The organism is Lapillicoccus sp. (assembly GCF_046595215.1).
Lineage (GTDB): Bacteria > Actinomycetota > Actinomycetes > Actinomycetales > Dermatophilaceae > Lapillicoccus.
Genome location: NZ_JBKJPP010000077.1, coordinates 1 through 22,510, shown reverse-complemented (window position 1 = coordinate 22,510; position 22,510 = coordinate 1). Strand labels below are relative to the sequence as shown.

At 73.8% G+C, this 22,510-nt stretch carries 19 protein-coding genes; 7 read left to right on the top strand and 12 right to left on the bottom strand.

All coding sequences use genetic code 11. The annotated features are described in order from the left end of the window. Positions 1–152: 152 nt before the first annotated feature. Genes ACLL9L_RS06585 through ACLL9L_RS06570 form a run of 4 tightly spaced genes read right to left on the bottom strand, consistent with a single transcriptional unit; the run spans position 153 to position 3,398 of the window. Positions 153–1,325: an SIS domain-containing protein gene (locus tag ACLL9L_RS06585; RefSeq protein ID WP_411283845.1), complete on the bottom strand. Its 1,173-nt coding sequence runs from the start codon at positions 1,323–1,325 to the stop codon at positions 153–155. An 11-nt stretch (positions 1,326–1,336) separates the two neighbouring features. Then, complete coding sequence (locus ACLL9L_RS06580) at positions 1,337–1,534, bottom strand: Trm112 family protein (protein WP_411283844.1); 198 nt, start codon at positions 1,532–1,534, stop codon at positions 1,337–1,339. After that, complete coding sequence (locus ACLL9L_RS06575; RefSeq protein WP_411283843.1) at positions 1,531–2,988, bottom strand: phosphomannomutase/phosphoglucomutase; 1,458 nt, start codon at positions 2,986–2,988, stop codon at positions 1,531–1,533. The genes ACLL9L_RS06580 and ACLL9L_RS06575 overlap by 4 nt, the downstream gene beginning before the upstream one ends. 26 nt (positions 2,989–3,014) lie before the next feature. Beyond that, the gene (locus tag ACLL9L_RS06570; RefSeq protein WP_411283842.1) at positions 3,015–3,398 is read right to left on the bottom strand and encodes a DUF3499 domain-containing protein; all 384 of its coding nucleotides are present in this window, start codon (positions 3,396–3,398) and stop codon (positions 3,015–3,017) included. Positions 3,399–3,457: 59 nt separating this feature from the next. On the opposite strand from ACLL9L_RS06570, the gene ACLL9L_RS06565 reads away from it, so the two are divergent. Beyond that, on the top strand, positions 3,458–3,919 hold the full coding sequence (locus ACLL9L_RS06565) for a metallopeptidase family protein (RefSeq protein ID WP_411283841.1): 462 nt from the start codon (positions 3,458–3,460) through the stop codon (positions 3,917–3,919). A gap of 96 nt (positions 3,920–4,015) precedes the next feature. Here the strand turns inward: ACLL9L_RS06565 and ACLL9L_RS06560 are convergent, their stop codons facing one another. The 3 genes from ACLL9L_RS06560 to ACLL9L_RS06550 form a co-directional block, all read right to left on the bottom strand. Beyond that, positions 4,016–5,494: a DUF5719 family protein gene (locus ACLL9L_RS06560; RefSeq protein ID WP_411283840.1), complete on the bottom strand. Its 1,479-nt coding sequence runs from the start codon at positions 5,492–5,494 to the stop codon at positions 4,016–4,018. Beyond that, a complete protein-coding gene (locus tag ACLL9L_RS06555) occupies positions 5,491–8,697 on the bottom strand; it encodes a glycosyltransferase (RefSeq protein ID WP_411283839.1) in 3,207 nt (1,068 codons plus the stop codon). Before ACLL9L_RS06555 ends, ACLL9L_RS06560 begins: the two co-directional genes overlap by 4 nt. A gap of 75 nt (positions 8,698–8,772) precedes the next feature. Next, positions 8,773–9,036 (bottom strand): WhiB family transcriptional regulator, encoded by a 264-nt coding sequence (locus tag ACLL9L_RS06550; RefSeq protein ID WP_411283838.1) that lies wholly within the window; start codon positions 9,034–9,036, stop codon positions 8,773–8,775. Between the two features lie 250 nt (positions 9,037–9,286). Between ACLL9L_RS06550 and cofD the strand changes: the two genes are divergently transcribed. Both cofD and ACLL9L_RS06540 read left to right on the top strand, forming a co-directional pair. After that, entirely contained in the window at positions 9,287–10,267 is a 981-nt protein-coding gene (gene cofD, locus ACLL9L_RS06545; RefSeq protein WP_411283837.1) for a 2-phospho-L-lactate transferase, read from the top strand. Beyond that, positions 10,264–11,304, top strand: coding sequence for a coenzyme F420-0:L-glutamate ligase (locus ACLL9L_RS06540; protein WP_411283836.1), 1,041 nt, complete (start codon positions 10,264–10,266; stop codon positions 11,302–11,304). The genes cofD and ACLL9L_RS06540 overlap by 4 nt, the downstream gene beginning before the upstream one ends. Positions 11,305–11,423: 119 nt before the next feature. Here ACLL9L_RS06540 and ACLL9L_RS06535 read toward each other — a convergent pair whose 3' ends face one another. Beyond that, the gene (locus tag ACLL9L_RS06535; protein WP_411283835.1) at positions 11,424–12,356 is read right to left on the bottom strand and encodes a DNA-3-methyladenine glycosylase family protein; all 933 of its coding nucleotides are present in this window, start codon (positions 12,354–12,356) and stop codon (positions 11,424–11,426) included. A 129-nt stretch (positions 12,357–12,485) separates the two neighbouring features. Between ACLL9L_RS06535 and ACLL9L_RS06530 the strand changes: the two genes are divergently transcribed. Both ACLL9L_RS06530 and ACLL9L_RS06525 read left to right on the top strand, forming a co-directional pair. Continuing rightward, a complete protein-coding gene (locus ACLL9L_RS06530) occupies positions 12,486–15,335 on the top strand; it encodes an FAD-binding and (Fe-S)-binding domain-containing protein (protein ID WP_411283834.1) in 2,850 nt (949 codons plus the stop codon). 81 nt (positions 15,336–15,416) lie between these two features. Next, positions 15,417–16,193, top strand: a complete 777-nt coding sequence (locus ACLL9L_RS06525; RefSeq protein WP_411283833.1) for a DUF3105 domain-containing protein — start codon at positions 15,417–15,419, stop codon at positions 16,191–16,193. Positions 16,194–16,214: 21 nt separating this feature from the next. Here the strand turns inward: ACLL9L_RS06525 and ACLL9L_RS06520 are convergent, their stop codons facing one another. Together ACLL9L_RS06520 and ACLL9L_RS06515 are read right to left on the bottom strand one after the other, a co-directional pair. Next, the gene (locus tag ACLL9L_RS06520) at positions 16,215–17,180 is read right to left on the bottom strand and encodes a lysylphosphatidylglycerol synthase domain-containing protein (RefSeq protein ID WP_411283832.1); all 966 of its coding nucleotides are present in this window, start codon (positions 17,178–17,180) and stop codon (positions 16,215–16,217) included. Continuing rightward, positions 17,177–19,126, bottom strand: coding sequence for a glycosyltransferase family 4 protein (locus ACLL9L_RS06515; RefSeq protein WP_411283831.1), 1,950 nt, complete (start codon positions 19,124–19,126; stop codon positions 17,177–17,179). The genes ACLL9L_RS06520 and ACLL9L_RS06515 overlap by 4 nt, the downstream gene beginning before the upstream one ends. A gap of 83 nt (positions 19,127–19,209) precedes the next feature. Between ACLL9L_RS06515 and ACLL9L_RS06510 the strand changes: the two genes are divergently transcribed. Continuing rightward, positions 19,210–19,950: a TIGR03089 family protein gene (locus tag ACLL9L_RS06510; RefSeq protein WP_411283830.1), complete on the top strand. Its 741-nt coding sequence runs from the start codon at positions 19,210–19,212 to the stop codon at positions 19,948–19,950. Here the strand turns inward: ACLL9L_RS06510 and ACLL9L_RS06505 are convergent. Beyond that, entirely contained in the window at positions 19,934–20,572 is a 639-nt protein-coding gene (locus ACLL9L_RS06505; protein WP_411283829.1) for a CoA transferase subunit B, read from the bottom strand. The genes ACLL9L_RS06510 and ACLL9L_RS06505 overlap by 17 nt on opposite strands. A gap of 3 nt (positions 20,573–20,575) precedes the next feature. Continuing rightward, the gene (locus tag ACLL9L_RS06500; protein WP_411283828.1) at positions 20,576–21,400 is read right to left on the bottom strand and encodes a CoA transferase subunit A; all 825 of its coding nucleotides are present in this window, start codon (positions 21,398–21,400) and stop codon (positions 20,576–20,578) included. Positions 21,401–21,451: 51 nt separating this feature from the next. Between ACLL9L_RS06500 and ACLL9L_RS06495 the strand changes: the two genes are divergently transcribed. Then, the gene (locus ACLL9L_RS06495) at positions 21,452–22,171 is read left to right on the top strand and encodes a hypothetical protein (protein ID WP_411283827.1); all 720 of its coding nucleotides are present in this window, start codon (positions 21,452–21,454) and stop codon (positions 22,169–22,171) included. The last annotated feature ends 339 nt before the right edge of the window (positions 22,172–22,510 follow it).

The following is a 22,510-nucleotide window of genomic DNA, read 5'->3' as shown; positions in this document are numbered from 1 at the left end:
GCAACGCCAACGACTGGGCCGACGTATGTCGACGCACCCACCGGCTCAGCTGCTCACGTTCCTCAGCACTCAACACCAACTCCGCTTTGGGTCGTCCCGCTCTCGCCATACCCCATGCTAATAAATAACCAAAGAATCAAGGGCGCGACACACTAGTCCCTCGTGCGCTCGCGCAGGTCGGCGACGTGGGGTGAGAGCCCCGGGTCCATCCCGAGCCCGATGGCCAGGTAGGTCGCCGCGAAGTCGGTCAGCGCGACGTGGCCGGCAAGGCGCTCCAGCGGGTGGCCCGGGTCGCTCGAGTGCTGACTGACCCGCACCCCCGCGTCCTGAGCAGTCTGGACGACCGCATCGGCGAGCAGCCTTGCGGCAGCGACCTCCTCGGCCCCGGCGCCGCCGTCGCGCAGCATCAGCAGCCGCAGTCTCGGACTGGCCGGGGCATCGAGGTAGGGGTCGGCAAAGATGTCGCCTCCCGGGGGGCGGCCCGCGGCCTGCTCGGCGGCGTCGGTCCACGGTCCGTCGAAGCACGCGACGATCTGCGACGCGGCGTCGGGCAGCTCGCCCCACGTCGCGGGCATCCGGGCGGTGCGCGCGAGCATCGAGGCCGCCCGGGCCGCGGCGACCCCGGTGAGGGGGCCGTCACCGAGCACGACCGGCACCCCGTCCGCGAGCTCGGCGGCCAGCAGCTTGGCCGGGTTGACGAACGACTCCGAGCCGGGCCGGAAGAGCCCGGCCTGCAGGTCGAGGCGGTCGGCGACCCGGGCGAGGACACCGGGGTCCGCATCGACGAGACCGAGTGCTCCGGCCGCGATGACGACGGGAGTCAGCAACGCCCACAACGAGGTTCGCGACGAGGTCAGCCCCGCGGGGATGTCGACGTGGATCCCGCGCGCCTGGGCGCAGAGGTGTGCCAGCGGCGAGCGAGGTGCCCCGACGGTGAGCAGGGACGCGCCGCGGCGCGCGGCCTCGGCGGCCAGGGCGAGCGGCCCCTCGGCGCGGCCCGACTGCGACACGGCGACGACGAGGTCGAGGGCGCCCACCCAGCCCGGCAGGGGCAGGTTGCGCCGGACGTGGACCGGGACGGGTGAGCCGGGCTCGGCCAGCAGCTCGAGGACGTCGGCGACGACGGCCGACCCCCCCAGGGACGCCACGAGCACCGACCGCGGTCGATCCCCGCCGCCGACCCGCTGGACGCCGGCGTCAGCCGTGAGGTCGATGGCCTGGCGGACCTGGGCCCCCGCCATGGCCAGCGAGCGCAGCGTCTGGCGCGAGTCCAGGGCCGCGATGGCCTCCTCGTCGTCGATCCGGGCTTCGTCGAGGACGGGCATGGTCTGCCCGCTCAGTCGCGCGTCGAGCGCGCTTCGCCGACGAGGAGCACGGGCACGCCCTCGTCGATCCGGTAGGCCCGGCCGCACGGCTCGCCGGTGCACTGCAGCTCGGCAGCGCCCGTCGGGCCGGTGCCGTCCGCGAGGGTGCTGCGGCAGGCGGGGCAGCGCAGGATCTCGCGCAGCCAGGGCTCGATGGTCATGCTGCTCATCGGTCGTGTCCTTCTCTGATCAGGGTGAGGACGGTGTCGCGGACGTGCTCCATCGTGTCACGCTCCGCCGCCTCGACGTTGAGACGCAGCAGCGGCTCGGTGTTGGACGCCCGGACGTTGATCCACCACATCGGCTCGCCCCGGTGCTCGACGGTCATCCCGTCAAGCTCGTCGAAGCTCACCCCGCCCTGGCTCTGCGCCCAGCCGCGGACCCGGGCGGTGGCCGCCGCGGCGTCGGTGACCGTGCTGTTGATCTCGCCGGACGCGGCATACCGGCTGTATGCCGTGGTGAGGGTCGAGAGGGGCTCGCTCGCCTCGCCCAGGGCGGCCAGGACGTGCAGGGCTGCGAGCATCCCGGTGTCGGCGAACCAGAAGTCGCGGAAGTAGTAGTGCGCGGAGTGCTCGCCGCCGAACACCGCGTCCTCGCGGGCCATCTCGGCCTTGATGAACGAGTGGCCGACGCGGGTGCGGACCGCCCGGGCGCCGTGCTCGGCGACGATCTCGGGGACGGCGAGCGAGGAGATGACGTTGTAGACGACGGTGATCTCGGCCGGGTCGGTGCCGGCGGCCACCTCGCGGTCGATCTCCCTCGTGGCCACCAGCGCGGTGATGGCACTCGGGCTCACCGGCTCGCCGCGCTCGTCGATGACGAAGCACCGGTCGGCGTCGCCGTCGAAGGCGAGACCGATGTCCGCTCCGTGCTCGACGACGGCGGCCTGCAGGTCGCGCAGGTTCTCGGGCTCGAGGGGGTTCGCCTCGTGGTTGGGGAACGTCCCGTCGAGCTCGAAGTAGAGCGGCACGATCTCGAGCGGGAGCGCCTCCAGGCCGGCATCCGTGCCCAGGACGGCGGGGACGGTGTGCCCGCCCATGCCGTTGCCCGCGTCGACGACGACCTTCAGTGGCCGGGAGGCGCGCAGGTCGACGAGCGAGCGCAGGAAGACGGCATAGTCCGCCAGGACGTCGCGCTCGGTGATCGTCCCCGGAAGGGAGGCCGCGTCTCCCGCGTCGCGCCCATCGCCCGCGTCGAGGATCGACTGGGCGAGATCGCTCACGTCGGCCAGGCCGGAGTCCTGTCCGACCGGCCGCGCTCCGGCGCGGCAGAGCTTGATCCCGTTGTACTGGGCCGGGTTGTGGCTCGCGGTGAACATCGCGCCGGGCAGCCCCAGGGCGCCGCTGGCGTAGTAGAGCCCGTCCGTGGAGCAGAGGCCGATGAGGGTCACGTCCAGGCCGTGGGCGGCGACGCCCTCGGCGAAGGCCCGGCTCAGCGTCGGCGAGCTCGGGCGCATGTCGTGCCCGACCACCACCGCGCGGGCGTCCTCCGGCAGGGCGACGACCTGGGCGAAGGCGGACCCGATCGCCCGCGCGACGTCCCCGTTGAGCTGCTCGGGGACCACCCCCCGCACGTCGTAGGCCTTGATGAAGTCCTTGAGGACCGGCGCCGATGAGGAAGTCACGAGGGATGAGCCTAGTTGCAGGCCGCTCAGGAGTCGCGCAGCACCCTGAGGTGCCCGCGGCGCCCGACCTCGACCGCTCCGGTGTCCGCCTCGCGCTGGGCCTGGGTGCGGGCCACCTCGCCGACCCGGGGCCCCCGCGGGCGCCCCGCCTCGCGAACCGCATCGGCCAGGGCCAGCAGGTCGTCGCTCGTCGGCGGCGGCGGCACGTAGTCGCCGCTGAGGCGCACGACCTCCCAGCCCCGGGGGACGGTCAGTCGCTCGGCGTGCCGGGCGCACAGGTCGTAGGTGTGCGGCTCGGCATAGGTCGCCAGCGGACCGAGGACGACCGTGGAGTCGCGGTAGACGTAGGTGAGGGTCGCGACAGCAGCGCCGGTGCACCCGGTCTTGGAGCACTGCCTCGTCAAACCCACAGCCGGACTCTAGTTGCCGCGTCCCCGGGCGCCGCGGGGCCACGCCGTAGGCTGGCGTGGTGACTTCGACGGGCCCCGGCGCCCACCCCTGCCCCCCGCGGACCCGGGACCGACGCGGCCGGGGACCCCGGGGTCCGCTCGCGTGGCCGGCCGTCCCCGCGATGGCCACCAGGGCCGAGCGGTTCGACGAGCTCGTCCTCGACGCGGCGACCCGTCTGGAGGAGTCGTGGGGGCGGGCCTTCCCGCCCGTCGAGTTCGGGGTCGAGGACGTCCCCCCCTCCGACCCGGCTCCGTGGGAGCACTCCGAGGTCCCCCTGGGCCGCCTCTTCGGCGCAGAGGGGCGGCGCCCGCCCCGGATCGTGGTCTACCGCCGCCCGGTCGAGACCCGGGTCCAGGGCCAGCGCGAGCTGTCGGCGCTCATCGCGGAGGTGGTGACGGAGCAGCTCGCGTCCCTGCTGGGGGTCACCCCCGAGGAGCTCGACCCCGGCTACGACGACCCGGGGCCCGAGAGCGACCACTGACGCAGCCGGACCCCGAACCTCAGCACCGGACCTCGTCGCCAACGTCAGGGCCGCACCTCAGCGCAGCACCTCAGCGCAGCACCTCAGCGCAGCACCTCAGCGCCGGACTTCGCGCGCCGGGACCTGCAGCACGCTGACCGGGAGCGGCCCGAGCGGGACGATGCTGAAGAGCGGCGGGGCCCCGGCCTGGTCCGCGAGGGTGAGCGCGACACCGGCGCGAAGTGTGCCGGCGGTCCGCAGCACCCAGACCTGGGACAGCCCGGAGACGTCGACGACGGCGACGCTGTCGGCGCTCACGGCGACGTCCCGGGAGGCGACGGCTCCGGCGGCGGACACGGTGACAACGGTGGCGCCGGCGGGCGCGCCGGTGCCCACGAGCATCAGCGTCCCCGTGACCGCAGCCGGCAGCGGGGTGCCCGTCATGACCGGGATGGGCGCCGTCGACGCCGTCCAGGCGAAGTCCGACTGACCCTTGCCGTCCCCGCGTCGTTCGAGCATGGCTCCGGCGACGACGGGGTGGTCGGACCGGACCTGCACGGCATACGCGCCGGCGGGGAGGGCACTGAGGTCCACGTCGCGCACCGCCCCGGCAGGCACCCGGACCACCCCCTCGCCGGGCAGCGCCTGCGGTCCGGTCGCGGTGAGCACCCGGACCTGGACCACGGACTCGTCACTACCGGGGACACCGATGCGCACCCGGCTCGGGCCGCCGACGAAGGCCGCCGGGATGACCTGCTCGGTCGCGGGATCGTCGGTGGGCGTGGCATCATCGGCGCCGCGCCCGACGGCCCCGTCGATCCAGCTGTCCTGCAGGACGGCCGTGACGACGCCGCCCGTCGCGGCCACGTGGACGACGGGTGTGTTCTCCGGCCCCACGAGCGCGTCGAGCAGGAGGGTGACCCGCCCGTGAGGCGGGACGGCGACGTTCTTGCCGTTGGCGGACGCGATGGGTCCGCCAGCCCCGAGGACGGTGACGTCGGCCGAGACGGAGTTGGCTCCCGGGTTGGTCACGACGAGGCGTTCGCGGCGAGTGCTCTCGCCGCCGCCGGCGACGAGCCACTGGTCGGCTCTGGCCACGGTGCACGCGGTGGTGACGAGGGCACGGTCGTCGCCCTGGGTCCGGAGCCAGGTCTGCAGGGCTCCGGTGCCGGGCGCGAGCGAGCCGTTCGCCGTCACCTGCCCCACGCTGGCCCCCTGGAGGGTGCCGGAAACGACGACAGCCCGCTGGTCGGTCTGGCCGAGCACCGTCCCCGACGGGGTGGACTGCACGCCGAGGCGGCCCGGTCCGGCGCCGCTCAGGTCGACGCCGGCGAGGGCCGGGGCAGGGGCCGCAGCGGCGAGGACCGTCGTCACCCCGGCGACCGGGGGGACGTTCGCGAGCCCCTCGGTCTCCGGACCGGGGCAGGACAACGACGCCGACTGCACCGCGACGAGCCGGGGGCCTGCCTCGGCCATCGCGCTGAGCGGTGTGCCGAGCGACAGGGTGCCGGGGACCTGCAACGAGGCGGCCACGAGAGCGCCGCCGGACGCGAGCACGGCGACGGCCCGGACCACGCCCTGCCAGGGGCGGCTCATGTCAGCCTCCGTGACCGTCGGCTGCCGAAGGGGATCGCGAGGAACACGACGAGGGCCAGCAGGGCGAGCTGGGCGAGGAACCAGCGCTGCCTGGCCGGGGGCAGGTCCGCGCTCAGGCGGCCGGCCGTCGCGGGGAGCTGGTAGGTGGGCGGCCCGGCTGCGGAGAGTCGCTGCAGCGTCGTGCCGTCGAACGTCACCTGGGCCACGTCGGCCCACTCCGGCGCCTCCGCGAAGACCACCGAGCGTCCGGCCGGTCCTGCCGCGAGCGGGGTGTCGACGGCGCCGTGCGGTCCGACGACGTCCACTCCCTGGAGCGGGGCCCCCGAGCTGTCGACCACCCGCACCCGGGAGGGCGGCACCGGCAGGGCTGCGGTGGCGTCGGCCCCGGACGAGCTGCGGGCCAGCACCCGCCACAGGGTCTGCTCGTCGGTGGAGCCGAGCCGGGCCAGGCCCGCCGCCGCGTCGAGGGATCGGGCCAGGGGGCTCTGCGGCGTGCCGCGGAGCGAGACGAACCCGATGCCCTGGTCGGCGAGCTGGGCGCCGGCCCCGCCGGGCAGGTCGCCGACGCCGGACGCGATGCTGGTGACGAGCGCGCCGAGACCGGGGTCGGTGACCGGGTGGGCGCGGTCGATGTCGCGGAGCAGCTCACCCGGCTCGGCGCCGATGAGCCGGTAGTCGACGGTGCTCGCCGAGGGGGCGAGGACCAGCAGCCGGTTGGCAGCCGGCCCGGTGGCCTGGTCGACCGACACCGCGGGCAGGGAGTCCTGTCCGACGCTCACCTCGTCCCCGAGCCCGGCCCAGGCCGTCACGCCGGCGGACGCGGCGACGGCCACGGTGAGCACGGTGGCCCCGAGGACGGCGACGAGGCGCCGGGCGCCCCACCGGCGCTCGCCGAGCAGCCGGCGCACGCCGTGCCAGCCGGTGAGGACGATGGCGAGAAGGGCGACGACGTAGAGCTCCAGACCCACCCCCGTCCACAAGGTGGCCACCGTGGGCGCTCCGGTGTCGGAGACCACTTGGCCGACGGCGACTCGCGGGGCACCGAGTGCCAACCCCAGCCCGAGGAGGGCAAGAAGGGCGAGGCCGGTCAACGCCCCGGACCGGCCGCGGGCGCCACTCTGACGAGCAAGGGCGACGGCGGCAGCGGCGAGCACTGGCACGAAGAGCAGGGCGAGCACCCGCGCACCGCCGTTCGGCTGCCCGAGGGCGAGCTGCCACGTCGGGGTCGACGCCTCGTTGACGTCGAGCAGGCCACCGCCGGACAGGAGCAGCCGCGGGTCGAGGGCGAAGCGCAGCACCCATGGCCCGAGCAACGCGGTGGGCACGAGGCCGAGGACCAGGGCGCGCGCCCGGCCGGCCACCCCCGGACCGACCACGAGCAGGACGAGGGCCGCGCCGAGCGCGACCACCAGCAGGACGGGCACGAACGCTGCCACGATGCCCGCCGCAAGCGCCGTCGCGAAGGTCGTCGTGAAGGAGCTGCTGCGCGTGGCCGCCGCGGCGAACCCGGCGACGACGAGCGGGAGGAGGATGTGCGCGACGACGACGGGCAGACGCCCCTCCCCCAGGGCTGCCGCGAGGACGCCGCTGCCTCCCCAGGCCAGCGCCGCGAAGGCCCGCGGCCAGCGGGCGGTCGTCGCAACCCGAGCGGCGAGGTATGCCGTGGCGGCCGAGAGCGGCATGGCGAGGAGCATCAGCCAGGCCATGGTCACGGACGCCGACGACCGGCCGTCGGCGACGTAGGGCAGGCGCTCGGCCAGCCACGTCAGGGCTGCGAGCACTCCCACCTGGGGACCGACCTCGAGCGAGGTGCCGAATCCCGACCCGTGCCACGCGTCCCGGAAGAGGTGCCACAGGCCCGCGGAGTCGGTGGCGACCGCCTGGAGCTCACCGCCGGCCAGCCCCGCTCCACGGGCGTCGAGCAGGCCCGTCTGCAGGGCGCCGCGGAAGGTGAGGGCAGCCAGGGCCGCGCAGGCGAGCACGGCCAGCGTGCCGGGGTGGGTGGCCAGGCGTTGCGGCAGCGAGGTCGCCAAGGCGGTGAGGTCCTCGGCCTCCTCGGCGACCGGTCCGCTCTCGGTGGCGTGAGAGACGGTCGCGGCGCCGCTCCGGGTGGAGCGCTGCGGCGTCAGGGCCTCCTGGATCCGGTCCCAGGTGTGTGCGACGGCCGCACCGGGGGAGACGAACAGGGACGAGAGGTGGGCACGCCGCAACCGCTTGGTGCCGCGGAAACGCCATCGCGACCGGAGCGAGCTGAGCGGGTGGACGAGGGCCCCGAGGTCGGCGAGCTCGGCCCAGGCGTGCCGGGGCCGCTTGAGCACGAGCAGCACGACCGCGCCCAGGACGGCGCTGACGGCGATCCAGAGCGCCAGGAACGGCGCGCTCCACGGCGCGCACCGGGTCAGGGCGACCCGTCGGGCCGCCCGTCGCTGGGCGCGGCGCGCACCGGCCGGGTCGGGGCCGCCGGCCCGCTCGCCGGCCCGGGACGCGGACGCCTCGCGCATCCGCGCGCCCGGGACGACGATGACGCGGTGTCCGGCGAGCTGGGCACGCCAGCCGAAGTCGAGGTCCGAGCCGAACTGCTCGAAGGACGTGTCGAATCCGTGGACGTCGTCGAAGACGTCACGGCGCACGAGCATGCCGGTCGTGCCGACGGCGAGGACGTCGCTGCGGGTGTCGTACTGGCCCTGGTCGGGCTCCCCGAATCCCGGCGCGTCGATCCGCCGCCCGGACCGGGTCAGCTGGTGGCCCATCTCCACGAGCCGTCGCGGGTCCTCCCACTGGACGACCTTGGGCCCGGCCACCCCGACCGACGGCGAGCGCCGGACGGCCTCGAGGAGGCGCCCCAGGGTGGTCGGGTCGGCTGCGCTGTCGTCGTGGAGCAGCCAGAGCCACTCGTGCTGTGGAGCAACGTCGGCCGGGCCGGCCTCGGCCAGCGCCTGGGCCACCGCCTCACCGAACGGGACTCGTCGTGAGGCCGCGACGACCACGACGTCCTCGATGGCGCGGTGCAGCGCCGCCTGGGCACGCACGAGCTCGAGCGACGCGTCCGAGGAGGCGAGGTCGATGACTACGAGCCGGTCCGGCAGCCGGGTCTGGGCAGCCAGGGCGGCGAGGTTCGGCGGGATCCAGGGTGCGCCGTCGTGGACGACGAGGATCGCGCACACCCGCGGTGCGGCGAGTGGCTCGGCGGCCGGTGCGGACACGGCTGGAGGCGGCGAGGGGACGGTGGTCGTCACGAGGTGGTGGTCGTCACAGGGTGGGAGGGTCGCCGACGGCGACTAGACCGCCCGCTTCTTCAGCTTGCGGCGCTCGCGCTCCGACAGGCCGCCCCAGATGCCGAACCGCTCGTCGTTCTCGAGCGCGTACTCCAGGCACTCCGAGCGCACCTCGCACCCGACGCAGACCTTCTTGGCCTCGCGGGTGGACCCGCCCTTCTCCGGGAAGAAGGCCTCGGGATCCGTCTGGGCGCAGAGCGAACGCTCCTGCCACGACAGCTCCTCCTCGGTCCCCTCGTCCAGCGTGATCAGCTGTAGCTCCTGCATAGCGCCCTCCTCGACCCTGTTAGCGCATGTTGCCCCAGGACCCGTGAACGCCTCACGGAAGGACAACAATGAAATTACACGCGTGTCATTGGTCATAAGTCAAGCCGAACAGTGATATTTGCCAAGTCTTGGCACGGATTCGAGCCCTGAGCGACAAATCGGGACACGTCCGGCACCCGGCCCGCCCCGGTCGCGACGCGGCCCCGGGCGACGGGACGAGGGCGAGCGGCGCTGCTGCCAGACTCACGTCATGCACATCACCGCCCTGGCCGGAGGGGTCGGCGGAGCGCGCTTCCTGCGCGGTCTGCTCGCCCACCTCGCCCGCACCCCGGAGCTGACCGGGTCCACGGTCACCGTCATCGGCAACACCGGCGACGACATCACCCTCTTCGGGCTGCGTGTCTCCCCCGACCTCGACACGGTGCTCTACACCCTCGGCGGCGGCATCAACGAGAGCCAGGGCTGGGGGCGCGAGGACGAGACGCACTCCCTCCAGGGTGAGCTCGCGGCATACGGGATCGAGCCCCAGTGGTTCGGCCTCGGCGACAAGGACTTCGGCACCCACGTGGCCCGCTCGATGTGGCTGGGCCAGGGGGTGACCCTCTCGGAGGTGACCGCGCGCCTGGCGCGGCGCTGGGGCCTGCCCGACCGGGGCGTCACCCTCCTGCCGATGACCGACACCCCGGTCGAGACCCACGTCGTCATCGAGGACGAGGCCGGGCAGCGGGCCGTCCACTTCCAGGAGTGGTGGGTGCGGCTGCGGGCCGCGGTGCCCGCCCAGCGCTTCGTCGTCGCCGGGATGGACCGGGCCACCCCCGCCCCCGGCGTGCTCGACGCGATCCGCGGGGCCGACCTCGTCCTGCTGCCCCCGAGCAACCCCGTCGTGTCCATCGGCATCATCCTCGGCGTCCCCGGGGTGCGGGACGCCCTGCGAGGGACGCGCGCGCCGGTCGTCGGGGTCTCGCCGCTGATCTCCGGGCTGCCCGTGCGCGGCCACGCCGACGTCTGTCTCGCGGCGATCGGCGTCGAGTCGAGCACGCGCGCCGTCGCGGGCCTCTATGCCGACTTCCTCGACGGGTGGCTCGTCGCCGAGGAGGACGGCGGGTTCCGCTCCTCGGGGCGCCTCACCGTCGAGGCGCGACCCCTGCTGATGACCGGCACGGACACCGCCGCCGACATCGCCGGCGCTGCGGTCGACCTCGGCCGCAAGCTCGTGGGGAGTCGCGGGTGACCCTGACGCTGACCCCGCTGGTCGGCATGCCGGAGGTCCATGCCGGCGACGACCTCGCCGCGCTCATCACCACCGCCCTCGCGGCGTCGGGCCTCACCCTCGAGGACGGCGACGTCCTCGTCGTCTCGAGCAAGATCGCGTCGAAGGCCCTGGGGCTGACCGCGCCGTCGAGCGACCGGCAGGCGGTCATCACCGCCGAGAGCGACTGGGTCCTTGCCGAGCGGACCACGGGAGGCCGGGTCACCCGTGTCGTCAAGGCCAGGGGCGGGCCGGTCATGGCGGCGGCTGGCGTCGACGCCTCGAACACCGGCGGCGCGGACCACCTCCTGCTCCTGCCGCACGACCCGGACGGGGTGTGCCGCCAGCTCCACACCCGTCTGTGCCGCGCGTCCTCGGTCACGCGGCTGGGAATCGTCCTCAGTGACACGGCCGGACGTCCCTGGCGGACGGGGCAGACCGACTTCGCGCTGGGCGCCTTCGGCATCGAGGTGGTGAACGACCTGCGCGGCGGCGTCGATGCCGACGGACGCGCCCTGGAGGTGACCGCCCGGGCCGTGGCCGACGAGGTCGCGGCTGCTGGGGACCTCGTCAAGGGCAAGGCCGACGCCGTGCCCGTCGCGCACGTCCGGGGGCTGGGCGACAACGTCGTCGAGGCGCATCCCGGGATGCCGGGCGCGCGAGACCTCGTGCGGACCGGCCCGGGTGACTGGTTCGGCCTCGGGCGCGCGGAGGCGGTCCGCGCGGCACTGGGCGTCGAGCCCGGGAGCGAGCTGGCGGAGCGCGTCGGCATCGCGTCCAGCGAGCCCGAACCCCTCGCCGTCCGGGTCGGGCGCGGAGTCGCGACCGCCATCCACGACCTGCCCGGGGTGGGCGTCGACGTCGGCGTCGAGCAGGTGGTCGTCACCGCCGAGGACGCCGTCGACCGCGGGATCGCCGCGGCCCGGATCGTCGTCGCCCTGTGGGGCGAGTGGGTCGACGCCTGCCTCGCCGAGCGCACCCCGACCTCGGTGACGATCACGGTGGCCCCCCGCGCCTGACCGCTGCGGTCACGTCCGGTTCTTGCGGCTGGCTCTTGCGCCTGGCTGCGTCCGGCACGTCGGCGGCTGGAGCGACCGGGATGCCGGACGCAGCCGCCTTCACGCGCGCGCCCGTGACCTCAGCGCGGGAGGTGGGTGCGCGGCGCCATCCGGGCGCCGTGACGCGGACGCCTCGCCCCGGCGAGCTCGAGGAGTCGCTGGACGCGGTAACGGTGCCCGGCATACGGCTCCAGCAGCTCCGCCAGGCCGTCGTCGTCGACCTCCTGGCCCGTCAGCGCCCAGCCGATGTTCCTGGCGACGTGGTAGTCGCCGTAGCTGACCGCATCGGCGTCCCCGAGAGCACGCTGGGCCACCTCGGCGCTGGTCCACACCCCGACCCCCGGCACCGCCTGCATCCGGAGCCGGGCCCGGGCCGGCGTGAGGTCCACGCCCTGCTCGAGCCGTCCCGCGGCCCGCGCCGCCCGGACCAGCGCCGTGGAGCGCGCCGAGTCGACCGAGGCCTGGAGGAACTCCCAGGACGGGATCGCCGCCCAGCCCGCCGCGGTGGGCGGCAACCGGAGCCCCAGCGCGGCATACGGCCCGGGTGCCGGGTCCCCGAACCGCCCCACGAGCCGGCGGTAGCCGGCGAACGCTTCCTGTCCGGTGACCTTCTGCTCGATGATCGCCGGCACGAGGGCGTCGAGGACGAGTCCGCTGCGGGGGACGCGCCACCCGCAGAAGCGGCGCGCCGCCTCCGCGACGAGCGGGTGGTGAGCGACGAAGCCCTCGTCGTCGTCGGCCCCGCCGAGCAGGTCGGGCACGTGCTCGAGGGCCCACTGCGCCCCCTGCCCCCAGGCCCTCGCCTCGACCGTCGCGTCCGGGGCGGCCACGCGCAGCTCGAGGGACGCCGGCCCGGCGGGCGTGCGGACGGCCCGGACCACGGCTCCGTCCGGGGCGCGACGGAAGGTCGGGTCCCCGGATCCCCGACGGAAGGTCGCGGTGATCGCCCCGAGGGCCACCGGTCTCTGCGAGCGCCAGGACCGGCCCACGGCGGCGTCGGTGTCGGGGGTCACCGCCCCAGTCTGACAAGGCCCACCGACGGCGACCGCCCACGGGAGCGACCACTCGCACGCGTGAGATGCTGGGAGGCGCTGGCACCACGACGTGACAGAGACCTGACAGAGACCGCGTAGGGAGACCGCGTGCCCGAGCCCCACATCCCTGCAGTCGGCCTGCTCGACGCGCTCCGCGCGGCGGTGGCGGACCCGACGCGCGTGCGCACCCGCGCCCTCGACCTGCATGCCAACGCCCACGACGCCTCGCACTTCCTCCTGATCCCGCAGGCCGTGGTGATCGCGGGCGACGCCGACGAGGTGGGTCGGCTCCTGCGCGCCAGCGCCGCCCAGGGAGTGCCCCTGACCTTCCGGTCGGGCGGGACCAGTCTGAGCGGCCAGGGCGTCACCGACGGCGTGCTCGTCGACGTCCGCCGCAGCTTCACGGGCATCGAGGTGCTCGACGGCGGGGACCGCGTCCGGGTCCAGCCCGGCGTCACCGTGCGAGCCCTGAACACGCGGCTCGCTCCCTACGGCCGCAAGTTCGGACCGGATCCGGCCAGCGAGAGTGCCTGCACCATCGGCGGGGTGGTAGCCAACAACTCGTCCGGCATGGCCTGCGGCACCGTCGACAACACCTACCAGACGCTGCAGTCCCTCACCGTCGTGCTGCCCAGCGGCACGGTGGTCGACACCGGGGCGCCCGACGCCGACGAGCGCCTGCGGACCCTCGAGCCCGAGCTGCACGAGGGCCTGCTCCGGCTGTCCCGACGGGTGCGCGGCAACCCCGAGTCGGTGGCGACCATCTCGCGCCAGTTCTCGATGAAGAACACGATGGGCTACGGCGTCAACTCCCTGCTGGACTTCGACCAGCCGGCCGACATCCTCGCCCACCTCATCGTGGGCAGCGAGGGGACCCTCGGATTCGTCGCCGAGTGCGTCTTCCGGACCATCCCGGTGCTCCCCCACGTGACGACCGGACTGCTCGTCTTCGACGACCTGGAGGCCGCCAACACCGCCCTGCCCGCCCTCGTCGAGACGGGGGCCGCCACCCTCGAGCTGATGGATGCACTGTCCCTCGAGGTGGGCCAGTCCCTCAAGGGGACCCCCCAGGTCATCCTCGACCTCGCCGTCCGGGACCACGCCGCCCTTCTCGTTGAATACCACGCCGACAGCCCGGATCAGCTTGGCGAGCGGCAACGCGTCGGCCTCGACCTCGTGGAGCGCCTGCCCCTGCGCGCTCCAGCGGGCTTCAGCACCGACCCCGCCGCGCGCGCCCGGCTGTGGCACCTGCGCAAGGGCCTGTATGCCGCCGTCGCCGGGGCCCGTCGCCAGGGCACCACCGCACTGCTCGAGGACGTCGTCGTCCCGGTGCCGTCGCTCGGCCGCACCTGCATCGCGCTGACCACCCTCTTCGAAAGGTACGACTACCGCAACAGCGTCATCTTCGGGCACGCCAAGGACGGCAACATCCACTTCATGCTCACCGACGGCTTCAGCACCAAGGCCGAGCTGGATCGATACAGCGCGTTCACCGAGGACATGGTGGGCGTGGTCCTCGACGAGGGCGGCTCCCTGAAGGCCGAGCACGGGACGGGCCGCGTGATGGCTCCCTACGTGCGCCGTCAGTACGGCGACGAGCTCTACGACGTCATGCGCCAGGTGAAGGTGCTCTTCGACCCCGCCGGCATGCTCAATCCCGGCGTGATCATGGACGACGACCCGCAGGCGCACCTGCGCCACATCAAGACGGCGCTGCCGGTGGCCGAGGAGGTGGACCGGTGCGTCTCGTGCGGCTACTGCGAGCCGGTCTGCCCCAGCCGGAACCTCACCCTCACGCCGCGCCAGCGGATCGTCACGCTGCGCGCGATCGAACAGGCCAGGGTCGATGGTGACCACGCCCTCGTCGCCGAGCTCGAGCAGGACTACGACTACGACGCGGTCCAGACCTGCGCGGTCGACGGCATGTGCCAGACGGCCTGCCCCGTCAACATCAACACCGGGACCCTCGTCAAGCGGCTGCGCCGACGCGACGCGGGACCGGTGGTCAACGGGGTCTGGGGCAGCGCCGCGAAGCACTGGGGTGGCGTCACCCGGGGCGCCGGTGCGGCCCTGGACGTGGCCCACACGGTCCCGACCGGCCTCCTGCTCGCCCCGGACCGGCTCGCGCGCACCGTCTTCGGTGCGGACATCGTGCCGCTGTACTCGGCGGAGCTCCCGGGCGGCGGCGGCGCCCGGAAGCGCCCCGCGCCGAGCGGTGCGCCGCAGGCGGTCTCCTTCCCCGCCTGCGTCGGGGCGATGTTCGGACCGGCCGTCGACTCCTCGCCCGGCGTCCAGGCCAGCTTCGAGCGGCTCTGCGAACGCGCCGGAATCACACTGGTCGTGCCGCCGGCGATCGACGGGCTGTGCTGCGGCACGCCGTGGTCGTCCAAGGGCCTCGCCGCCGGTGAGGCCACGATGCACCGCCGGACGCTGGCTGCCCTGCGCGTGGCGACCCGCGACGGCCGACTGCCGATCGTGTGCGACGCCTCGTCATGCACGGAGGGTCTGCGGCACACGCTCGAGTCGGATCCGAGCGACCGGCCGATGACGGTGCTCGATGCGGTCGAGTTCACGGTCTCGCACGTCCTGCCCCACCTGCCCGAGCACACCCGGCTCGACTCGCTCGCCCTGCACCCCACCTGCTCGTCCACCCGGATGGGCCTGAACGGGGACCTGTCGACGCTCGCCCGCGAGGTGGCCGAGCGCGTCGAGGTGCCGGTGAGCTGGGGCTGCTGCGCGTTCGCGGGGGATCGCGGGATGCTCCACCCGGAGCTCACCGCGTCAGCCACCCTCGTGCAGGCCGCCGAGGTCGCCGCCATGGACGCCACCGCGCACGCCTCGTGCAACCGGACGTGCGAGCTGGGCATGACCCGGGCCACGGGAGAGCCCTACCGCCACGTGCTCGAGCTGCTGGAAGAGCTGACCCGCCCCCCCGGGGAACGGCTGCGCACAACGTGAGCCCGTGGGGCCCGGCCGGAACCTACACTTGGGGCGGTTCGTTCTCCAACGACTTCCGTCCGCTCCTACCCGAAGGACACCGTGGCCAGGCACACGACGCCCCCGAAGGCCACTGGCCGCACCGACCGGCAAGAGCTCCTCGCCGACCTCAAGCGTCAGCAGAAGAGCCGCGAGCGCCGCACGGTGCTGATGATCATCGCCGGGTGCACCGCCCTCGTCGTCCTCCTCGCCGGGGTGATCACCTACGGCGTCATCGACGGCCAGCGGACGGCCGAGACCAACAAGCCCTCCACCCTGATCATGGCGATCGGCGTCCCGAGCGCCGCTGCGTCGTGTGACCCCCCGACCACCGACCCGGCGGCGGGCAGCAGCGATCACGTCGGTCCGGGCACCAGCAAGCCCGACCTCAAGAAGGTCGACTACACCACGATCCCGCCGAGCAGCGGGTCGCACTTCGCAACCCCGGCCGTCGGAAGCCGCAGCTTCTACACGACCCAGGACAGCCCGCCGGTCGAGGCGCTGGTGCACAACCTCGAGCACGGCTACACGGTGCTGTGGTATCTCAAGAGCGAGGGCGCAGCCAAGGCCGACCAGCTTCAGAAGCTGGCAGAGGTCGGCAGCAAACTCGACGCGTCGGCCGGCAAGTTCATCGTCGCCCCCTGGAACGACGGCTACGGCGCCTTTCCCGCGGGCAAGAAGTACGCCCTGTCGCACTGGTCCGCAACCGGCGGCGCGGGCGGCGCCAATGCCACGCAGAGCGGCCACCGGCAGCTGTGTGGTGACCTCTCCGGCGAGACGGTGATGTCGTTCGTCAACGCCTATCCCAAGACCGACGCCCCGGAGGCCGGGGCCAGCTGATCCGCGTCGCTTCCCCGGATCCTACGGCCGCTGGTCGGCGTCGCTCTGCTCGAGCCCGGCGGCGCCGGAGGCCGTGAGGTGGTGTCGTCGGGCGTAGGCCCACCCGGCGCCCGCGGCAAGCACGTCGACGACGGTGATGACGAACCGCGACACGATGGCGACGGCGGTGCCGGCCGAGACGGGCATGGCCGAGGCGAGGACGAGGGTCATGATCCCTTCTCGGGCGCCGAGGCCGGCGGGCAGGACCACGGTGAGCATGCCGAGTGAGCCGGCCAGGGCGTAGCCCGTCAGCGCGGCCACCGTCAGGCCCGGCGCCCCGGGCCCGGCAATGGTGCGGGCCAGGACGAGGGTGTGCGCGCCGAAGCAGAGCCAGGCGAGGACAAACAGCGCCACGGTCACCAGGACGGCCCGGGTGGACAGATCGTGCTCGAGGGGCTCGCGCCGCAGCATCCGCAGCCCCAGGGCGATGAGCCGGTTGAGCAGTGGCGGCCAGCACACGACGGCGATGGCCGGGAGCGCGAGGAGCAGCCAGCCGCCGCCCGACGACGACCGCAGCAGGTGCGGGACGGCCGGCAGGCCGACGAGGATCCCCGTGAGCACCGAGAGCCCGATCGCCACCAGCCCGACGACACCGGTCCGGCGCCGAGGCACGTGCAGGCGGGCGGCCATGTCGGCCTGGGCAAGGACGCTCCACACCGAGCCGGGCAGGTACTTCCCGAGCTGTCCGACGAAGAAGACCCCTGCGGCGGGCGCGAGGTGAAGCGGCGAGCCGAGGTCGGCCAGCAGGACCCGCCAGCCGAGCAGCGTCAGCCAGGTGCCCACCGCGGCGAACAGGGTCGAGAGCGCGAGCGTCGCCGCGTCGACCCGTCGCAGGTCCACGGAGATCTCGGGCCAGCTGCGCGCCACGCCCCAGACCACCACAGCGAGGACGAGCAGGGCGACGACGACGCGCACCACCGTGAGAAGCCACGCACGGGACGACCTCACCGACGCCTCAGCGTCAGACGCACGAGCCCGTATGCCGTGTCACTCGCCGTGGCACTCGCGCTCGCCCGCATCATCCGGGCGTTGACGTCACCGTCGAGGTCCCCGACGAGGACGAACCCGAGGTCGTGGGCGCGGGCGGTGATGCCCCGGACGTCGGCGGGTCCGACGGCGCCATCAGCGCCGGCCGGCCCGAGCGGGACGGTGAGGATGAGCAGGCCACCGGAGCGCAGCGCCCAGGACGCCTGGCCGAGCGTCTCGTCGACGTCGTCGGCGTCGCACCCGCCGGGGTGGACCCGGGCGATGACGTCGAGGGCTCCCGGGTCGACCTCGAGGGCGGCCACCGAGGCGCGCGGCCTCGTCAGGCCGAGGTCTACGGGGGCGAAGCCGACGGCCCGCGCCCAGCGCGACAGCGGCGAACGGGCCCCGGACTCGTCGACGATGACGGTGTGGCGCCGGCCGTCGTCGCCGACGCGGACGATCGCGGCCAGGGCGCCGAGTGCCGCCCACGCCGCCGTGTCGTCACCCGGGCGCGGCAGCTTCAACGACCGGGCGGTCGCCGCGGCCTCGTCCGCGCCAGCGGCATCTCCGAGGACGTCGCTCGGCATCAGCCAGTCCGGCAGGTCGGCCCGCGTCAGCTCCACGAGGGGACGTCGCAGGGTGCGCACGGCGGCGGCAGCAGCACGGCCCCGGGCCAGCAGGGTGGGCCGGAGCGGGGCCGCCGTCTTGTCGTCCGGGATCTCGGGGTCGGCCGCCTCGAGGTCCGGTTCCTCGGCGCCGGCGGCGTCCGGCGACGCGAGCGCCTCCACAGCACCGACGTAGGACGCCCAGGGTGCGGACAGGTCCGGCCGGTCCACGCCGGCGCGCAGCCGCGCCAGCAGCTCGGGATCGGTGAGCCGGCGCAGCGCCCCGGCCAGAGCCCGCCCGTCCCCGGGAGGCACAAGGATGCCGTCGACCCCGTCGCGGACCTGCTGGCCGAAGACGCCGACGTCGGAGGCGAGGACGGGCAGGCCGTGGACGTGGCCCAGCAGGACGTTCTGCGACGCGGTCGAGTGCCGATAGGTCAGCGTCAGCACGTCGTGCTCGGCCAGGAGGTCGGCCAGCGCCTCGGCCGGGACGTACTCGTCACGGATGACGACACGACCGGCGAGCGCGGGGTCGGCAGCCAGGCCGCGGATCCGCTGGGCGTGCTCGCCGAGCATCTCGCCGGCGATGGTCAGGCGCACCTCGGGCACCTCCCGCAGGGCCTCGAGGAGAAGGTCGACGCCCTTGTACTCCCGGACCAGCCCGAGGGCGAGCAGCCGGGCCGGGCCGTGGTGCGCCGGCCGCTCGACCGACCCGCCACCGGGCAGGTGCGGCGGCAGGTCGGCGACGGACACCCGGTCGGCTCCGAGGTCGTGGGCGATCCGGGCCTGCTCGGCGCTGTGCACGAGGACGGCGTCGACCCGTCGGAACATGGAGCTGACCAGCTCCCGGTCGCCCAGGTGCGGCTCGTGGGGCAGGACGTTGTGGCAGACCAGCACGCTGCGGGGAGCGCCGGGCCGGGCTCCCCCGGCGTCGGGTCGGCCGGTGCCTGCGCCGCGCAGCAGGGCGAGGTGGGCGGGGACGACGGCGGGGATGACGTGGACGAGCACGATCGCGTCGAAGGCCCGCAGGCGTCGACCGGTGCGGACCCACGTGTCCGGGCGGGCCCAGCTCAGGGCCCGGACCGTCCGGGGGAACGGCTCGGACTCGGGGACCCCGCCGGGCACGTGCACGTCGCCGTCGTAGAGCGCCGGCGGGAGCAGGTGCGACCAGGAGACGAGGGTCACGTCGTGGCCGGCCCGCTGGAGGTTGTGCGCCAGCGCCGTCGTGTGGAGGGCGATGCCGCCCTTGTAGGGGTGGGTGGGACCGACCACAGCGACCTTGAGGAACGCCGACTGCAGGTCGTCCCGGGCAGGCTCGAGCATGGCGGTGAGCCTACCCGCGCGACGGGTCCGCGCCCGGTCGGGCGCGCCAGGCGCTGCTGGGTGGGGGGGCCTACTGTGAACCCGTGCCCACCCCCGCCGAGGTCCTCGCGAGCATCCTGCGCTCGGACGCGACCCGTCCACGGCTGACGTTCTACGACGACGCCGAGGGACCCACCCGCGGCGAGCGGATCGAGCTCTCCGCGAAGGTGCTCGGCAACTGGGTCAACAAGGCCGGCAACGCACTGCAGGAGGAGCTTGACGTGGGCCCCGGCGTGGAGGTCACCATCGTGCTCCCGGTGCACTGGCGGGCCGTCTACTGGGCCCTGGCCTCGTGGTCCGTCGGCGCCACGGTCGTGCTCCCCGGCCCGCAGGCGTCGGCGACGGAGCTGGCCGCCCGGGTCGACCTGCTCGTCACCGACGACCCGCAGCTCGCGGCGAGGTCCGCCGGCCGGGTCGTCCTGGTCAGCCTGCCCATGCTGGCCCGGTCGCGTCCGGACAGCCCGCCCGGCGCGTTCGACGAGGCCGACCAGCTGGCGGGCTACGGCGACGTCCTCGACGTGTGGGACCAGGCGGCCGGGGACGCCACCGCCCTGCGCCTCGGCACCGGCGGTGAGCAGACGGCATACGGCGACGTCGTGCCGCGGCGCGACTGGGGGCCGGGTCCGCGGGTGTCCCTCGCTGGGTCGCTCGAGCGGGTGCTGCGCGACGCCCTCGCGGCGTGGGCGCTGGACGGGTCGGTGGTCATCGCCCGTGACCCGCACGGTGACCAGTCCGCCCGGCTGGCCGCCGAGGCCGTGACGCTCGATCTCAGCCGAGGTCGATGATCAGCTCGGGCTCGGTCTTGTCGCGGACCTCGTCCTGGGTGACACCCTCGGCGAGCTCGCGCAGGACGAGTCCGTCGGGGGTGACGTCGATGACGGCGAGGTCGGTGATGATCCGCTGGACGACGCCCTTGCCGGTCAACGGCAGGGAGCACTCGTTGACGATCTTGTAGGAGCCGTCCCTGGCCGCGTGCTCCATCAGGACGATGACCTTCTTGGCGCCGTGGACGAGGTCCATCGCGCCGCCCATCCCCTTGACCATCTTGCCGGGGATCATCCAGTTGGCGATGTCCCCCGCCACGGAGACCTGCATCGCGCCGAGGATGGCGGCGTCGACCTTGCCGCCGCGGATCATCCCGAAGGACGTGGCCGAGTCGAAGAACGACGCCCCGCGGCGCAGGGTCACGGTCTCCTTGCCGGCGTTGATGAGGTCCGGGTCCTCTTCTCCCGCAACGGGATAGGGTCCGATGCCGAGGATGCCGTTCTCCGACTGGAGGACGATTTCGACGTCGTCGGGGACGTAGTTGGGCACCAGTGTCGGCAGGCCGATGCCGAGGTTGACGTAGGCGCCGTCGGACAGCTCGCGGGCGGCGCGGGCCGCCATCTGCTCACGGGTGCGGGCCATGGCTCAGGCCCCCTTCTGCTCGGTCGGCCGATCGATGGTCTGCTCGGTGGCTGGGGTCGCCGCGGGGCTGACCGTGCGGCGTTCGATCCGCTTGTCGGCGGCCTGCTCGGGCGTCAGGGGCAGGACCCGCTGGACGTAGATTCCGGGCAGGTGGATCTGGTCGGGGTCGAGCTCGCCGGGCTCGAGGAGCTCCTCGACCTCGGCGATCGTGACCCGGCCGGCCATCGCCGCGAGGGGGTTGAAGTTGCGGGCGGACTGGTTGAAGACGAGGTTGCCGTGCCGATCGCCCTTCCAGGCCCGGACCAGTGCGTAGTCGGCGACGATGGCCTCCTCGAGGACGAACGTGCGCATCTCGCCCAGCCACTCGACCTGCCGGGTCTCCTTCGGCGGTGACGACAGCGCGATGGTGCCGTCCGCGGCATACCGCCACGGCAGGCCGCCCTCGGCGATCTGGGTGCCGACCCCGGTGGCCGTGAAGAAGGCCGGGATGCCCGACCCGCCGGCCCGCAACCGCTCCGCCAGCGTCCCCTGAGGGGTCAGCTCGACCTCGAGCTCACCGGCGAGGTACTGCCGCGCGAACTCCTTGTTCTCCCCGACGTAGGACGAGACCATCCGACGGATCCGCTTGTCCCTCAACAGGATCCCGAGACCCCAGTCGTCGACGCCGCAGTTGTTGGAGATCGCCTCGAGGTCGGTGACGCCGGCGTCGTGGATCGCCGCGATGAGCACGGCGGGAATGCCACACAGGCCGAACCCGCCCACCGCGAGGCTGGCCCCGTCGGAGATCCCCTCGATGGCCTGGGCAGCGCTGGCGACGACTTTGTCCATGGCGGGGACTCTAGCGTCCAGCGCCGGTGCCGCCGGTGGTGGCATCCACCAGTGCTGCTCGAGGTAGGTGGGGTGCGCTCGCGGTCGCTGTGTGGCGGCTTCTTCGTCGCCGGGCTCGCGATCATGATGCTGGCCGCGGTCAGCCTGTTCATCGACGACTCCACCCAGCGACTGACCGCGCTCAAGGGCGTGCTTTGGTTGATCGTCCGGCTGGTGGCCGCCGTCGTCATCTCCGTGTTTGTGTCCGTGGCGTGGTCACCGGCGGTCCTGCTGGCCGTCACCGGATTGAAGGGCGGCCGGCTCGGAGTCGTGGCCAGCGGCCGGATCCCACAGCCGGGCCTGCGCTGGGGCGTAGCCGGCTGGGTCCCCATCGTCGCCGTGGCACGGGACGTGAGCGCCCGACCTGCTGACCCGGACCTGCCTGACCCGGGCCTGCCCGACCACCAAGATCTGATCTTGACAAACACGACGGCTATCTCGATGGACCCGCAGATCGGCGAGGTGGGCTGGTGTCTGCGACCTTGGGCACTGTCTTGGGCTGGTGGTTCACGGGCGTCCGAGGAGGGTCTCAGCGGCGGTGGGGGCCCGGTCGGCAAGGACGGCGACGATGGCAGCGTGTTCCTGGTGGTATCGGGCGCGCCGTTCGGGGTGAGGTGCCCGGCGACCCGAGGACTGGCCGGGTCCTTGGCGCACTCACCGCCAGGATCACGCCCCTGGGACGGGCCGCGAGACAGGTCAGCCCGGTTTCGCCTCGTGACGTTATGGAGGTGATCCCAGACCCTCGAACCCACCGGGTCGCCAATGTCCCGATCGGCCGTATGAAGCGCGCGTCCGCGCCGCAGTAGCACCCGCTTGACTGACATCGCGACCTCAGACCGACCCCACCTTGAGCCGCTGAATTCACAGACGCTGCAGCGGTGCACCCGAGAGTGTCGAACTTCGCGCCGAGGGCTCTCCGCTGGGCCACCCCCGCAGCGGACCACGCACAGAGCACCGGTGTATCACCTCGACGATTGGTGCCACACTCTAGTCATGCCTACCGCCCGCCCTCGCCACCAGGTCACCGAGACCCCAGAGGTCGCCAAGGCGCTGGACCGTGCCGCGAAGCGG